The sequence below is a fragment of the Salinisphaera sp. genome, assembly GCF_002729955.1.
Lineage (GTDB): Bacteria > Pseudomonadota > Gammaproteobacteria > Nevskiales > Salinisphaeraceae > Salinisphaera.
The window spans coordinates 1-12,562 of sequence record NZ_PBYA01000019.1 but is presented as its reverse complement, the minus strand read 5'-3'; the positions used below and the strand labels follow the sequence as shown (position 1 = coordinate 12,562).

Annotated in this window: 16 protein-coding genes; 6 read left to right on the top strand and 10 right to left on the bottom strand. The window is 63.3% G+C overall.

Annotation, left to right across the window (positions count from 1 at the left end; all coding sequences use genetic code 11):
- The first annotated feature begins 22 nt into the window (after positions 1 to 22).
- A complete protein-coding gene (locus tag CMN27_RS05230; RefSeq protein WP_293624597.1) occupies positions 23 to 589 on the top strand; it encodes a type 1 glutamine amidotransferase domain-containing protein in 567 nt (188 codons plus the stop codon).
- A gap of 78 nt (positions 590 to 667) precedes the next feature.
- On the opposite strand, the gene CMN27_RS05225 is transcribed toward CMN27_RS05230, so the two are convergent.
- The 10 genes from CMN27_RS05225 to trkA form a co-directional block, all read right to left on the bottom strand.
- Positions 668 to 1,378: an SIMPL domain-containing protein gene (locus tag CMN27_RS05225; protein ID WP_293624595.1), complete on the bottom strand. Its 711-nt coding sequence runs from the start codon at positions 1,376 to 1,378 to the stop codon at positions 668 to 670.
- 625 nt (positions 1,379 to 2,003) lie between these two features.
- On the bottom strand, positions 2,004 to 2,789 hold the full coding sequence (gene hisF, locus CMN27_RS05220) for an imidazole glycerol phosphate synthase subunit HisF (RefSeq protein WP_293624593.1): 786 nt from the start codon (positions 2,787 to 2,789) through the stop codon (positions 2,004 to 2,006).
- Positions 2,786 to 3,541 (bottom strand): 1-(5-phosphoribosyl)-5-[(5-phosphoribosylamino)methylideneamino]imidazole-4-carboxamide isomerase, encoded by a 756-nt coding sequence (gene hisA / locus CMN27_RS05215; RefSeq protein WP_293624591.1) that lies wholly within the window; start codon positions 3,539 to 3,541, stop codon positions 2,786 to 2,788. The genes hisF and hisA overlap by 4 nt, the downstream gene beginning before the upstream one ends.
- A 60-nt stretch (positions 3,542 to 3,601) precedes the next feature.
- Positions 3,602 to 4,246 carry an imidazole glycerol phosphate synthase subunit HisH gene (gene hisH / locus CMN27_RS05210; RefSeq protein ID WP_293624589.1) on the bottom strand — a complete coding sequence of 215 codons (645 nt, stop codon included), beginning with the start codon at positions 4,244 to 4,246 and terminating at the stop codon, positions 3,602 to 3,604.
- A gap of 30 nt (positions 4,247 to 4,276) precedes the next feature.
- Positions 4,277 to 4,870, bottom strand: coding sequence for an imidazoleglycerol-phosphate dehydratase HisB (gene hisB / locus CMN27_RS05205; protein WP_293624587.1), 594 nt, complete (start codon positions 4,868 to 4,870; stop codon positions 4,277 to 4,279).
- A 111-nt stretch (positions 4,871 to 4,981) separates the two neighbouring features.
- Complete coding sequence (gene dtd, locus CMN27_RS05200; protein ID WP_293624586.1) at positions 4,982 to 5,422, bottom strand: D-aminoacyl-tRNA deacylase; 441 nt, start codon at positions 5,420 to 5,422, stop codon at positions 4,982 to 4,984.
- Positions 5,419 to 6,375, bottom strand: coding sequence for a homoserine kinase (locus CMN27_RS05195; protein ID WP_293624585.1), 957 nt, complete (start codon positions 6,373 to 6,375; stop codon positions 5,419 to 5,421). Before CMN27_RS05195 ends, dtd begins: the two co-directional genes overlap by 4 nt.
- Positions 6,375 to 6,698 carry a tetratricopeptide repeat protein gene (locus tag CMN27_RS05190; RefSeq protein WP_366515404.1) on the bottom strand — a complete coding sequence of 108 codons (324 nt, stop codon included), beginning with the start codon at positions 6,696 to 6,698 and terminating at the stop codon, positions 6,375 to 6,377. Before CMN27_RS05190 ends, CMN27_RS05195 begins: the two co-directional genes overlap by 1 nt.
- A 34-nt stretch (positions 6,699 to 6,732) precedes the next feature.
- Positions 6,733 to 8,202: a TrkH family potassium uptake protein gene (locus CMN27_RS05185; protein WP_293624583.1), complete on the bottom strand. Its 1,470-nt coding sequence runs from the start codon at positions 8,200 to 8,202 to the stop codon at positions 6,733 to 6,735.
- A gap of 51 nt (positions 8,203 to 8,253) precedes the next feature.
- Complete coding sequence (trkA, locus tag CMN27_RS05180; RefSeq protein ID WP_293624581.1) at positions 8,254 to 9,633, bottom strand: Trk system potassium transporter TrkA; 1,380 nt, start codon at positions 9,631 to 9,633, stop codon at positions 8,254 to 8,256.
- Positions 9,634 to 9,841: 208 nt separating this feature from the next.
- On the opposite strand from trkA, the gene hisI reads away from it, so the two are divergent.
- The 5 genes from hisI to tatC are packed head-to-tail and all read left to right on the top strand — an operon-like array spanning position 9,842 to position 12,140.
- Complete coding sequence (gene hisI, locus CMN27_RS05175; RefSeq protein ID WP_293624580.1) at positions 9,842 to 10,276, top strand: phosphoribosyl-AMP cyclohydrolase; 435 nt, start codon at positions 9,842 to 9,844, stop codon at positions 10,274 to 10,276.
- Positions 10,269 to 10,610: a phosphoribosyl-ATP diphosphatase gene (locus tag CMN27_RS05170; protein WP_293624578.1), complete on the top strand. Its 342-nt coding sequence runs from the start codon at positions 10,269 to 10,271 to the stop codon at positions 10,608 to 10,610. Before hisI ends, CMN27_RS05170 begins: the two co-directional genes overlap by 8 nt.
- 16 nt (positions 10,611 to 10,626) lie before the next feature.
- A complete protein-coding gene (gene tatA, locus CMN27_RS05165) occupies positions 10,627 to 10,929 on the top strand; it encodes a twin-arginine translocase TatA/TatE family subunit (protein WP_293624576.1) in 303 nt (100 codons plus the stop codon).
- Between the two features lie 18 nt (positions 10,930 to 10,947).
- On the top strand, positions 10,948 to 11,370 hold the full coding sequence (gene tatB, locus CMN27_RS05160) for a Sec-independent protein translocase protein TatB (protein ID WP_293624574.1): 423 nt from the start codon (positions 10,948 to 10,950) through the stop codon (positions 11,368 to 11,370).
- Positions 11,367 to 12,140 (top strand): twin-arginine translocase subunit TatC, encoded by a 774-nt coding sequence (tatC, locus tag CMN27_RS05155; RefSeq protein WP_293624572.1) that lies wholly within the window; start codon positions 11,367 to 11,369, stop codon positions 12,138 to 12,140. The genes tatB and tatC overlap by 4 nt, the downstream gene beginning before the upstream one ends.
- Positions 12,141 to 12,562 lie beyond the last annotated feature (422 nt).

Sequence of the window (12,562 nt, the reverse complement as noted above, 5' to 3'; positions counted from 1 at the left end):
TCATCAACCAATTGGAGTTGTGATGAGCGACGAACTCAAAGGCAAGAAGGTCGCCTTTCTGGCCACGAACGGTTTCGAGTATTCGGAGCTGACCCAGCCGTGGGACGAGATCAAGGCAGCCGGCGCCGAAGTGGAACTGATCTCGCTCGAAAACGGCAAGATCCAGGGCGAAAGCGGTGGCGAGCCCAAGGGTGATCCGATCCCGGTCGACAAGACCGTCGACCAGGTATCGGCCCAGGGCTACAACGCCCTCGTGCTGCCGGGCGGTCTGGCCAACCCGGACACGCTGCGCATGAACGACAAGGCTGTGCAGTTCGTGCGTGACTTCTTCGCCCAGCACAAGCCGGTTTCCGCGATCTGCCACGGCCCGTGGTTGCTGGCCGAAGCCGACGTGCTCAAGGGCCGCACGGTGACCTCGTTCCCGTCGATCAAGACCGACCTGCAGAACGCCGGTGCCAAGTGGGAAGACCGCGAAGTGGTCTGCGACGAAGCGCTCGTCACCAGCCGCACGCCGGACGATCTGGATGCCTTCTGTGCCAAGACGATCGAAGAGATCGCCGAAGGCAAGCACGAAGAACAGACCACCTGATCGAACCATGCACTGCCATGTGCAAAGCAAAGCCCGGGTTTCAACCCGGGCTTTTTTGTGCCCGGCGTTCCTGCGGCGCTAGTCTTCGAGGGCGTAATCGATGGTGGTCACAACGCGGATTTTCTTCACGTCCGGCGTATAGCTGTCCAGATCCTCGATCGAGAAATAGCCTTGCGATGCGGAACGGATGGCGCCGACCTGGTTGCCCGAATCCTCGGCGAACTGGCGGGCGGCCTTACGCGCATCGGCGGTGGCCTGGGCAATCATTTCCGGCTTGATCGATTCCAGGTCGGTGAACAGGAACTCGGTGCGATATTCATAGTTGGGCGACAGCACCACGCCCTGGCTCACCAGTTCGCCCACGCGCGGCATGGCCTGTTTGACCGTGTCGATTTCGGGCGTGCGTACCAGCACCGTGGCCTCGGCGGAATACCGCGTGGGCGGGCGTTGATCGCCATAGCTGTTGGCGTAGCGATCGGTCACCTGCGGCGAGGTCAGCGAGATCGAATCCGCCTTGAAGCCGGCATCGGTCAGAAAGCTTCGGATGATGTCGGCCTGGCGATTGACCTGATCCTGCACCGCGCCCAGTTCGTCGCCGGTCACGGTGAAGTGCAGCGGCCAGAGGGCAAGATTGGCCCGCACCTCGCGTTCGGCCAGCCCCTTGACCGTGACCGCACGCTCGGCCGATTTCCATTGAATGGCCGCGCTCTTGAGATAGCTACCGCCAACGATGAGCCCCACCGCCAGACACAGCCCGAGAATGGCAGCCGCCAGGATATTGTTCTTCATCGCATACGCCGAGAGGGTGGAAACACAAGCCAGCCGAGTATCGAGCGCCCAAGCTTACGGCTGGCTTAAGCAGCGAGCACCAGAGCGCCCGCGGCCCCGGCTGATTCGCGTGCACGCACGGGCCGATCTTGCGCGCCCGGCGATCAATCGAGCTTCAGCGGCCGTTTCAAGAAGGGCAACCGCAGATTGTGCCGATTACGCAGACCAAAAGCGCGGAGCTATTCGGGGCTGGCCGTTTGTTGGCGCCCCTGGTGAGTTTGAGCTGTGGCAGCAAGATCGAAACGCCCGGCTTTCGATCTGCGTTCATCTGCGTCGATCTGCGGATAATACTTGTCGGGCTTGGCTGGTAGCCTACTGCTGCATAGGCCGAAAAGGTGTCCGCGTTTAACCGTACAGGTTATGCCTGCGGAAGAATCTGTCCGCAGATCGACGCAGATCGACGCAGATGGTGGTCACAGCCTCCGGATCGCGCTTCATCGAGACGCCGAAGCATCTGGCAAGGCGCAAATTCGAGCTCAGCTGTCTTTTAACTCGGCGTTATCGGCGGATCGCCTGCATAACGGGCACGAGGCTCGCGCCGAGTCGCCGGCGCCGCGCGGGCAGGGCACCCGGGCGACGGGTGGCGCTAGCGGTAGATCGGGTCGCGTACGACCACGCCGCGTTCGGCGAGGTAGCCCTTGGCCTGCTGGATCGTGTACGTGCCGAAATGAAAGATCGATGCGGCGAGCACGGCATCGGCGGCGCCGATCTCGAGGCCGTCGTGCAGGTGTTCGAGGTTGCCGACCCCGCCGGAGGCGATCACTGGCACGTCCACGGCGTCCGAAATCGCGCGGGTGAGCTTGAGATCAAAGCCGGACTTGGTGCCGTCCTTGTCCATGCTGGTCAGCAGCACTTCGCCCGCGCCAAGCGAAACCAGCTTCTGTGCCCATTCGATGGCATCGATGCCGGTGGATTTACGCCCGCCGTGGGTGAAGATTTCCCAGCGCGGCGCCTCGCCCTTGCGGGCGACGTTCTTGGCGTCGAGCGCGACCACGATGCACTGCGACCCGTAGCGATAGGCCGCTTCGGCCACGAAGTTGGGGTCCGAGATGGCGGCGGTGTTGATCGACACCTTGTCGGCCCCGGCCGAAAGCAGCCGCCGCACGTCGGGCAGGGTTCTGACGCCGCCGCCAACGGTCAGCGGGATGAACACTTCGCCAGCCACGCGTTCGACCACTTCCATGAGCGTGCCGCGATCTTCGTGGCTTGCCGTGATGTCGAGAAAGACGAGTTCATCGGCGCCCTGCTGATCGTAACGCCGCGCGATCTCGACCGGATCGCCGGCATCCTTGATCTCGAGGAACTTGACGCCCTTGACGACCCGGCCCTTGTCGATATCCAGGCAGGGGATGATGCGTTTGGCCAGGCTCACGCGGACCCCTTCGACTTGGACTGACGGTCGTTGACCAGCTTGCGTGCTTCGGCGAGGTCGATCGTGCCTTCATAAAGCGCGCGGCCGATTACTGCGCCGGTCACGCCGTCTTCCTCGGCGGTGAGCAGGGCTTCGATATCGTCGAGCCGGGTCACCCCGCCCGAAGCGATCACGGGAATGGTGAGTTCGGCGGCCAGCGCGCGGCTGGCTTCGACATTGACGCCCTGCATCATGCCGTCGCGGCCGATATCGGTATGGATGATGGCAACCACGCCATCGTCCTCGAACTGCTGTGCCATTTCAGCCACGGTGTTGTTCGACAGCTTGGACCAGCCGTCGGTGGCCACCATGCCGTCCTTGGCGTCGAGGCCGACGATGATATGGCGCGGGAATTCCACGCCGGCATCGGCCACGAAATGGGGTTCGGAAACCGCGCGCGTGCCAAGGATGACGTACTCGACGCCGCGCTCGAGATAGGTTTCGATCGCGGCTTCGTCGCGGATGCCGCCGCCCACCTGTACCGGCACATTGCCGCAGGCGGACACGATCTGGCCGATCACGCGGTCGTTGACCGGGTAGCCTGCCTTGGCGCCGTCGAGATCGACCACGTGGATCCGATCCGCGCCCTCGGCAAGCCAGCGTTCGGCTACGGCCACCGGGTCTTCGTCGAAGACGGTGACGTCGTCCATGCGGCCCTGGCGCAGGCGTACGCACTGGCCGTTCTTGATATCAATCGCAGGTATGAGTAGCACGCCGATAATCCTCGTCTACGGCTTGAATGGTCGAAACGACTGGATGCTTGCGAAGGGCGCTCAGGCGGCGCCGTCCCATTCCAGAAAATTGGCCAGCAGCTGCAGGCCGGCGGACTGGCTTTTCTCCGGATGAAACTGCACCGCGAACACGTTCGGACGCAGAATCACCGAAGCAAAGCGCACGCCATAGTCGGTGGTGCCGGCGATATGACGCTCGTCGCTGGGCACCACGTAATAGCTGTGCACGAAATAGAACCAGCTGGCCGGCGCGATATCCTTCCACAGCGGATGATGGCGTTCCTGGCGGACCTGGTTCCAGCCCATATGCGGAATCTTGCGGCGCACGCCGTCGGGCTGCGCGTCGGGGGCCGCGAAATGCACGGTGTCGCCGGGAAAGGCGCCCAGGCATTCCACGCCACCGGATTCCTCGGAATGGCCCATGAGCGCTTCAATGCCCAGGCATACGCCCATCAGCGGCTTCTTGCCCAGCTGTTCGCGCAGCATGTCGTCGAGTTCGAGCCGATGCAGCTCGTCCATGCAGTGGCCGATCGCGCCCACGCCGGGCAGCACCAGGCGATCCATGCGCGCGAGCACGTCGGGGTCGAAGCTGACCTCGATCTGCTCGTCCGATGCGACGTAGCGCAATGCCTTGGCAATCGAGTGCAGATTGCCCATGCCGTAGTCGATGATGCCGACGGTTGCCATAGTAAGATCGCGTACGAAAAAGAAAGGGGTTTAGAGGCTGCCCTTGGTGGACGGCATGCTGTCGCCGCTGCGGGCGTCGGCCGAAACGGCCATGCGCAGGGCGCGGCCGAACGCCTTGAACAGGGTTTCGGCCACATGATGGGCATTGTGCCCCTTGAGCGCGTCCATATGCAGGGTCAGCGCCCCGGCGCTGGCTACGCCCTGAAAGAATTCGCGCACCAGTTCGACGTCGAAGGTGCCGATCTTGTCGCGGGTGAAGTCTGCGGCGAAGAACAGGCCCGGGCGGCCGGACAGATCGACAACAACGCGTGACAGCGCTTCGTCGAGCGGTACATAGGCATGGCCATAGCGGGTGATGCCGCGCTTGTCGCCCACCGCTTCACGCAAGGCCTGGCCGATACAGATGCCGACATCCTCGACCGTGTGGTGATCGTCGATATGCAGATCGCCGGTCGCGCGCACGTCCAGGTCGATCATGCCGTGGCGGCTGATCTGGTGGAGCATGTGATCGAAGAAGCCGACGCCCGTGTCGGCGGCGAACACGCCGTCGCCATCGAGATCCAGCGTGACCTGGATATCGGTTTCTGCGGTCTGGCGTGCGATCGTTGCGCTGCGTGCCTTCATTGGCTGAATAGAGCCTTTCCATCACCCCGAAGCGCGGAATAATACGCCCATTGGTTTGGCAACGCGAACGCCGCGGGCCTCGCCCCTCATCGGGCCCAGCCGTGTGGGCGGTTATGCCTGTAGCCAGAAGGTCACGGGGCCATCGTTGAGCAGTGAAACCTGCATGTCGGCGCCGAACACGCCCTGTTCGACATGCTCGGGATGACGGGCTTTCAATGCGTCAACAAAGGTATCGAACAGCCCTTTGGCGCGCTCGGGCGGGCAGGCCGTGGAAAACCCCGGCCGGTTGCCGCGCCGCGTGTCCGCGGCGAGGGTGAACTGGGGCACGGCGAGCACCGCGCGCCCGGTTTCCAGTGCGCCGTGGTTCATGCGTCCGCTCTCGTCGGCGAATATGCGATAGCCGAGCACGCGTTCGGCCAGGCGCTCGGCCTGGGCCGGGGCATCGTCGGGTTCGGCGGCCACGAGGGCGAGTATGCCGGGGCCGATAGCCGCCACCGTCTTGTCGTCGATGGCCACGGCTGCCTGGGTTACGCGTTGAATGAGCGCGATCACGGCGCGTCTAACAGCGCGGGCGGCGCCTCGCGGTGGGCGCGCAGCAGGCGCTCGAACGGGCTCGGGTCGTGGATATGGGTCACGTCGCCGTCCATCGGGAAGTGGTAGTCGATCAACCGCGAGGCCCAGAAGCGCAGTGCCGCGGCACGCAGCATGGCGGGCCAGGCGCCATGTTCGGCGTCGGTGAGCGCGCGCCGGCGATGGTAGGCATGAATGAATGCCTGCCAGTGTTCGTTTCGATACAGCCCGTCATCGTCGAAGGCCCAGTCGTTGCAGATCACGGCCAGATCGAACAGCAGGTAGTCGTGGCAGGCGTAGTAGAAATCGATGACGCCGGAAACGCGGTCGTCTTCGAACAGCACGTTGTCGCGAAACATGTCGGCATGAATCACCGCCTCGGGCAGGCCGCGATAGCGAGTACGCGCATTGTCGCGCTGAAAGGCGATCTCGTCGTCGAGAAGGGCGGCCGTATCCGTGTCGAGGCGCTCGGCCAGCCGATCGCGCGCCTGTGCAATCCAGTCCAGCCCGCGGGGGTTGGGCTGGGCCTCGCCGAAAGAGCGGACCGCACGGTGCATTTCTGCCACCACGCCACCCAGCGATGCGCACTGGCTGCTGCTGGGCGTTTCGATGCTCGCCCCGGCGAGCCGATAAACCAGCGCGGCCGGGCGATCCTGTACGCGGCTGAGAAAACCGCCGTCGTTGCGGGCCACCGGATGGGCGCCGGGCACGCCGTGGCCGGCCAGATGGTCCATCAGCTGCATGAAAAACGGCAGCGAGCCGTTGTCCATCTGCTCGAAAAGGGTCAGCACCCAGCGACCCGTGGACGTATCCACAAAATAATTGGTGTTGGTGATGCCGGCGGTAATACCGCGGAAATCCTCGAGTTCGCCAATCGAGTATTCGGCCAACAGCTCGCGCAGATCGTCTTCGGTGACGCGTGTATAGACCGACATCAGTGATCCGCGGCCTGTTGCTTGCGCGCACGCTTGGCGAACACCTGCATTTCACGCGCAGCCTGGTTGTCGCCCCGGGCTTCGGCCACGGTGATTCCGTGTTCGAGCACGTCGAGGCCGGCGGTGAGATCGCCGGCTTCGACCAGCGCCCGGCCGTAGAGCTTCCAGGCCGCGGAGTAGTCCGGGTCGTGCGCTACCGCCTCGGCCAGATGGGTGGCCGCGTCCGCGTAGTGGCCATCCTTGTAGAGCAGTTCGCCGAGCGAGAAGCGCAGCAGCGCATTGTCCTCGCCGGCGGCAAGCATTTTTTCGAGTTGATCTTTCATCGCCATGACGCCCAGTGTACCGATACAGGCAGGGTTATCGGCGCCAGAAGGCCGGCGTGAGAATCACCAGCAGCGTGAATATCTCCAAACGGCCGAGCAGCATGGCCAGGCACAGTACCCATTTGGCCAGGCCGGGCAGGCCGGCCATGTTCGACGAGACTTCGCCCAGGCCGGGGCCCAGGTTGTTGATCGAGGCGGCGACGGCCGAAAACGCGGTGAGTTCGCTAAGCCCGGTGGACAGCAGGATGAGAAACATCACCACGAACACGGTGATATAGACCGCAAAAAAGCCCCAGACCGCCTGAATCACGCGGTCCGGTATGACCTTGCCGCCCATCTTGATCGGAATTTCGGCGTTGGGATGCACCAGCCGGCTGATCTCGCGCGAGCCCTGTTTGGCCAGCAGAATGAAGCGCACCACTTTCATGCCGCCGGTGGTCGAGCCCGCGCAGCCGCCCACGAAACTGCCCAGCAGCAGGAACATCGGCAAAAAGCTCGGCCAGAGCGAATAGTCGGTGGTGGTGAAACCGGTGGTGGTGCCGATCGACACCACCTGGAACATGGCCTTGATGAGCGCATTCGGCAACGATACATAAGTGCCGGCAATCAGCAGTACCGCACAGCCGAGCAGGGTCGCGCTGACGACCATGATCAAAAAAGTGCGGGTTTCCGAATCGCGCCAATAGGTCATCGGATTGGCGCTGCGCCAGACCGCGAAATGCATGCCGAAGCTGATCGAGCCCACGATCATGGCGATGATCGCGGCGATCTCGATGATGGGATCGTCGTGATGGCCCAGAGACAGGTCGTGGTTGGAAAAACCGCCGGTCGCGATGGCCGAAAAGGCATGGCTGATCGAGTCGAACACGGTCATGCCCGCAATCCAGAATACGATTGCACACACGCCCGTAAGCGACAGGTAGAGATACCACAATGCCTTGGCAGTCTCGCGAATACGTGGTGTGAGCTTCGAATCCTTGACCGGACCCGGCGTTTCCGCCCGGTAGAGCTGCATGCCACCGACGCCCAGCATCGGCAGCACGGCCACCGCCAGTACGATGATGCCCATGCCGCCCATCCAGTGCAGCAGCTGGCGCCAGAACAGAATGGCGTGGGGCAGGGTATCGAGACCCACGAGCACAGTGGCCCCGGTCGTGGTCAGCCCGGAGACGGCTTCGAACACTGCGTCGGTAACGCCGATATCCGGTCGTTCAGCCAGATACAGGGGCACGGCACCGAACAGGCTCAGCACCAGCCAGAACAGCACCACCACCAGAAACCCGTCCCGGATCTTGAGTTCGCGCCGCACGTGGCGCACCGGCAGCCAGGCGAGCAGGCCCGTAAGCAGGGTAATAACGAAGCCGATGGCGAACGCGTCGGCCTCGCCGTCGCCATAGGCCAGGCCCATGACCATCGGGACCAGCATGCTGGTGGAGAAGATCATCAGCAGGATACCGAGCACCCGCTGGACGACCGCGAAGTAATAGTTCAGCGACAGTTTCATACGTCGGCCGGCGGTCTTGAGGCCGGGGCGATTCGTAAGCGCATGGCCGGGCTAGACATACGACACGCCGACCTGGAAGAGCTTTTCCACGTCCGCGGTATGTTTCTTTTCGATGATGAAGAGCATGACGTGGTCGCCGGACTCGATCACCGTATCGTGGTGGGCGATGAGCACGTCGTCGCCACGTGCAATCGCGCCGATGGTGGTGCCCGGCGGCAGCTTGATCTCGTCGATACGTCGGCCCACCACGCGCGAATTGGAGCGCTCGCCGTGGGCGATGGCCTCGATTGCCTCGGCCGCGCCACGACGCAGGGTGTGCACGCGCACCACGTCGCCACGGCGCACATGGGCGAGGAGCGCGGAAATGGTGGATTGCTTGGGCGAAATCGCGATATCGATCTGTGTGCCCGAGGATTCGATCAGGTCCACATAGGCCAGCCGATTGATCAGCGACATCGCCTTGCGCGCGCCCAGGCGCTTGGCCAGCATTGCCGACAGGATATTGGCCTCGTCGTCGTTGGTGATCGCACAGAACACATCGACCGATTCGATGTTCTCCTCGACCAGCAGCGATTCGTTGGCGGCATCGCCCTTGAGCACGATGGAGCGATTCACCTTCTCGGACAGCCAGGCAGCGCGGGTGGGGTTGTTCTCGATGATCTTGACCTGGCAATGATTCTCCAGCGCCAGTGCCAGGCGCAGGCCGATATTGCCGCCGCCGGCGATCATCACCCGTTTGACCGGGCGGTCGATCTTGCGCAGTTCGCCGATCACTTTCTTGATGTTGCGCCGCGCGGCGACGAAAAAGACCTCGTCGTCGGCCTCAATCACGGTATCGCCTTCCGGGATCATCGGCTTGCCGCGGCGGTAGATGGCCACCACGCGCGTATCCGCCTCCGGCAGGTGCTCGCGCAGTGCGCGCAGTTCCTTGCCCACGAGCGGGCCGCCGTAATAGGCCTTCACGCCCACCACCTGGACCTGACCGTCGGCGAAATCCACCACCTGGAGGGCGCCGGGGTACTGCACCAGGCGCTTGATATGTTCGGTGACCAGCTGTTCCGGGCTGATGCTCATGTCGATCGGGATCGCGTCCTGATGGAACAGGCGATCCTCGATCAGATATTCGGCCGCACGGATGCGCGCGATCTTGGTCGGCGTATGAAACAGCGTATACGCGATCTGGCAGGCCACCATGTTGACCTCGTCGGCCGCGGTGACCGCGATGATCATGTCGGCATCGTTGGCGCCGGCGCTGCGCAGGATGTCCGGGTGCGCGGCATAGCCATGCACCGCGCGGATATCGAGGCGGTCCTGAAGCGGGCGCAGCAGCGCTTCGTCGGTATCGACGACGGTTACGTCATTGGATTCGTGGGCAAGGTTTTCCGCCAGCGTTGCGCCAACCTCGCCCGCCCCCAGAATGATGATCTTCATGCGCGGTAGTGTAGTCCATCCAAGCGGTGATCCTGCGAAAGCCTGCCAGAAACCACGCCCTGCGTGCGTGCATGGCAGGGATCAAGCCACGGCGGCACGCCCGGAACGACCGTTGCGCCGCCGATCGCACCACGCAAATTTTGTTTGCGCTGGGTTTGCGATCGGTGAAAGCGTAGGATGACGCCCTACAGTTTGGAGCGTTGAAACCGTGAGTCAGGACAACACGAACCAAGACACCGAAGGCGATCGATCGGCCGACTGGCTCGACCAGGTCGCCTGGAACGAACAGGGTCTGGTACCGGCCATTACCCAGGCCTACGACACCCAGCGCGTGCTCACGCTCGCCTGGATGAACCGCGAATCGCTTGCGGCAACGCTGGACAGCGGCTTTGCAACATATTGGTCACGTTCGCGTGCCAAGCTCTGGCGCAAGGGCGAATCGTCGGGCAATCTGCAACGCATCCGCGAGGTGCGGCTGGACTGCGATAACGACGCCGTGCTGCTGATCGTTGAACAGATCGGCGGCGTCGCCTGTCATACCGGGCGAGAGTCCTGTTTTTTCCAGGTGTACGACAACGGCCGCTGGGTAACACGTGACCCGGTGCTGGTCGATCCCAGCGAAATGTACGGTCTACATGAGTAATTCCGATATCCTGGCTCAGCTCGATACGGCGCTGGCCAAGCGCCGCAACGCCGATCCCGCGACCAGCTATACGGCGTCGCTTTATGCGGGCGGTACACCGGCGATCACAGCGAAGATTACCGAAGAGGCCGCCGAGGTGGTCGAAGCCGCCGCCGAGGCCGACGATGCGCATCTGGTCCACGAGGTGGCGGATCTGTGGTTTCACACCCTGGTTCTGTTGCAGGCACGTGGGCTGGATGCGACTGCCGTGCAAGCAGAGCTCGCCCGGCGTTTTGGCGTATCCGGCATCGAGGAAAAAGCAGGCCGCGGCCGCCCCGACACGCCGGCTAACTGATTGAAACGAGGTAGATATGATTGGTGGTATCAGCATTTGGCAGTTGCTTATTCTCCTGGTGATCGTGGTGCTGATATTCGGCACCAAGCGCCTGCGTAACCTGGGCGGCGATCTGGGCTCGGCGCTCAAGGATTTCCGGGGTGCCATGAAGGACAGCGAAGGCGACAAGGAAGACGAAACGACTCAGGACGCTCGTAAGCGCCCCGAGGATCCGCAGCTGGTCGACGATCTGGGCAAGACCAAGCCCAATACCGGTCCGGTTGAAGAAGCCCAGCGTCGCAACGCCCAGAAAAGCGAAACCGACGACAAGCAGGACTGATCGAGCCGGACCACGCCTATGTTCGATATCGGTTTCTGGGAGCTGACCGTCATCGCGGTCATCGGCCTGATCGTGCTCGGCCCGGAACGTCTACCCGTGGTCGCGCGTACGCTCGGCACCTGGGTGGGGCGAGCGAAGGGCTATGTGCGCGGGTTGACCAGCGAACTCGAACGCGAGGTCAACGTCGAGGATCTGCGCTCGGAGGTTCGCCGCACCCGCGAGCGTATCGAGGCCGGCACGCGCGATACGGTGGATTCCGTTCGTAAGGTCGACCCGCGCGAGGCCAATCGCGCACCGCGCCAGACCCAGGCGCCGACCGCGCACACGAGCGAGGCCGGCGACAGCGCCAATCCGGTTGCCGACGCCGCCGACGAACGGGCCGAGCCCGCCGCTAAATCCGAGGCGGCGACGCGCGCCAACGATAACGAACGCAACGCATGAGCGACGACCAACTAGGCGAAGAACAACCGCTGATCGCGCACCTGCTGGAGTTGCGTACGCGCCTGCTGCGCGTTGTCATCGGCATACTGGTGGTGTTCCTGCCGATGGCGTATTTCGCCCGGGATCTGTTCACCTTCCTCTCCGGGCCGTTGCTCGCCCATATGCCGGAAGGCAACAGCCTGATCGCGACCGGCGTGGCAGCCCCGTTTCTTGCGCCCTTCAAGCTGTCGATGCTGTTGGCCGTGGCGGTTTCGCTGCCCTGGACGCTCTATCAGGTCTGGATGTTCGTTGCCCCTGGCCTGTATGCCCAGGAACGGCGTCTGGTCACGCCCCTTTTGATATCCAGCACCGGGCTGTTTTATCTCGGGATGGCGTTTGCCTACTACGTGGTCTTTCCCGTGGTGTTCGGCTTCTTCATCTCCGTGGCCCCGGCCGGGGTGGCGGTGATGACCGATATATCGGCCTATCTCGACTTCGTGCTCGGTATGTTTCTGGCCTTCGGTATCGCCTTCGAGCTGCCCGTCGGCATTTTCCTGATCGTCTGGGCCGGCTTTGTCACGCCGCGGCAACTCGCCAGCTATCGGGCGTATGTTGTCGTGGCTGCCTTTGCGGCCGGCATGCTGCTTACGCCCCCCGACGTGATTTCGCAGACGCTGCTCGCGGTGCCGATCTATCTGTTGTACGAAATTGGCATCGTGATGGCGCGTTTGTTCGTGCCGGGCATGCGGGAAGTCGAGGCACAACAGGATGAGCAGTCCGGCGGGCCCTAGGGCGTGTCGTCATAAGATATGACGTCGCATTGCCCGCGCCGGGCGTGTCAGGCAAGGCGCGGGCCGCCGAGCGTGGCGGGCCCACGGTCAAGACCCGCAACGCCGCATGGCGCGTCCGGCGCGGGCAACCCGAAGGGTCGACGGCCAAGCCCCGGCAATCCCGCGCCATAGTCGATTTTCAGGGGCTCGCTTACGTGGAACAACCACGCGACGCTCGCGATGCCTTGTCTTGCCGCGGCTTGGCCGCCGATGCGCCGCCTTATCTCATGACGACACGCCCTTGGGAAGCTCTGCACAACCCGTCGCGGTCGCGCCGGCGTGCTTTGCGCGCGATTGGCAAGCAAGTGAGAGCGTAGCGTGCCCAAGCCAATAACAAGTGGCACGGTAGCGAACACTGACGCCGATCAAGCGCGCGCAAAGCC

Excerpts from the sequence above, each read along its gene's own strand:
- CMN27_RS05230 (WP_293624597.1), top strand. The coding sequence starts at position 23 with ATGAGCGACGAACTCAAAGGCAAGAAGGTCGCCTTTCTGGCCACGAAC.
- CMN27_RS05225 (WP_293624595.1), bottom strand. The coding sequence starts at position 1,378 with ATGAAGAACAATATCCTGGCGGCTGCCATTCTCGGGCTGTGTCTGGCG.
- hisH (WP_293624589.1), bottom strand. The coding sequence starts at position 4,246 with ATGGCAACCGTCGGCATCATCGACTACGGCATGGGCAATCTGCACTCG.
- hisB (WP_293624587.1), bottom strand. The coding sequence starts at position 4,870 with ATGAAGGCACGCAGCGCAACGATCGCACGCCAGACCGCAGAAACCGAT.
- CMN27_RS05195 (WP_293624585.1), bottom strand. The coding sequence starts at position 6,375 with ATGTCGGTCTATACACGCGTCACCGAAGACGATCTGCGCGAGCTGTTG.
- CMN27_RS05190 (WP_366515404.1), bottom strand. The coding sequence starts at position 6,698 with ATGAAAGATCAACTCGAAAAAATGCTTGCCGCCGGCGAGGACAATGCG.
- CMN27_RS05185 (WP_293624583.1), bottom strand. The coding sequence starts at position 8,202 with ATGAAACTGTCGCTGAACTATTACTTCGCGGTCGTCCAGCGGGTGCTC.
- trkA (WP_293624581.1), bottom strand. The coding sequence starts at position 9,633 with ATGAAGATCATCATTCTGGGGGCGGGCGAGGTTGGCGCAACGCTGGCG.
- CMN27_RS05170 (WP_293624578.1), top strand. The coding sequence starts at position 10,269 with ATGAGTAATTCCGATATCCTGGCTCAGCTCGATACGGCGCTGGCCAAG.
- tatA (WP_293624576.1), top strand. The coding sequence starts at position 10,627 with ATGATTGGTGGTATCAGCATTTGGCAGTTGCTTATTCTCCTGGTGATC.
- tatB (WP_293624574.1), top strand. The coding sequence starts at position 10,948 with ATGTTCGATATCGGTTTCTGGGAGCTGACCGTCATCGCGGTCATCGGC.
- tatC (WP_293624572.1), top strand. The coding sequence starts at position 11,367 with ATGAGCGACGACCAACTAGGCGAAGAACAACCGCTGATCGCGCACCTG.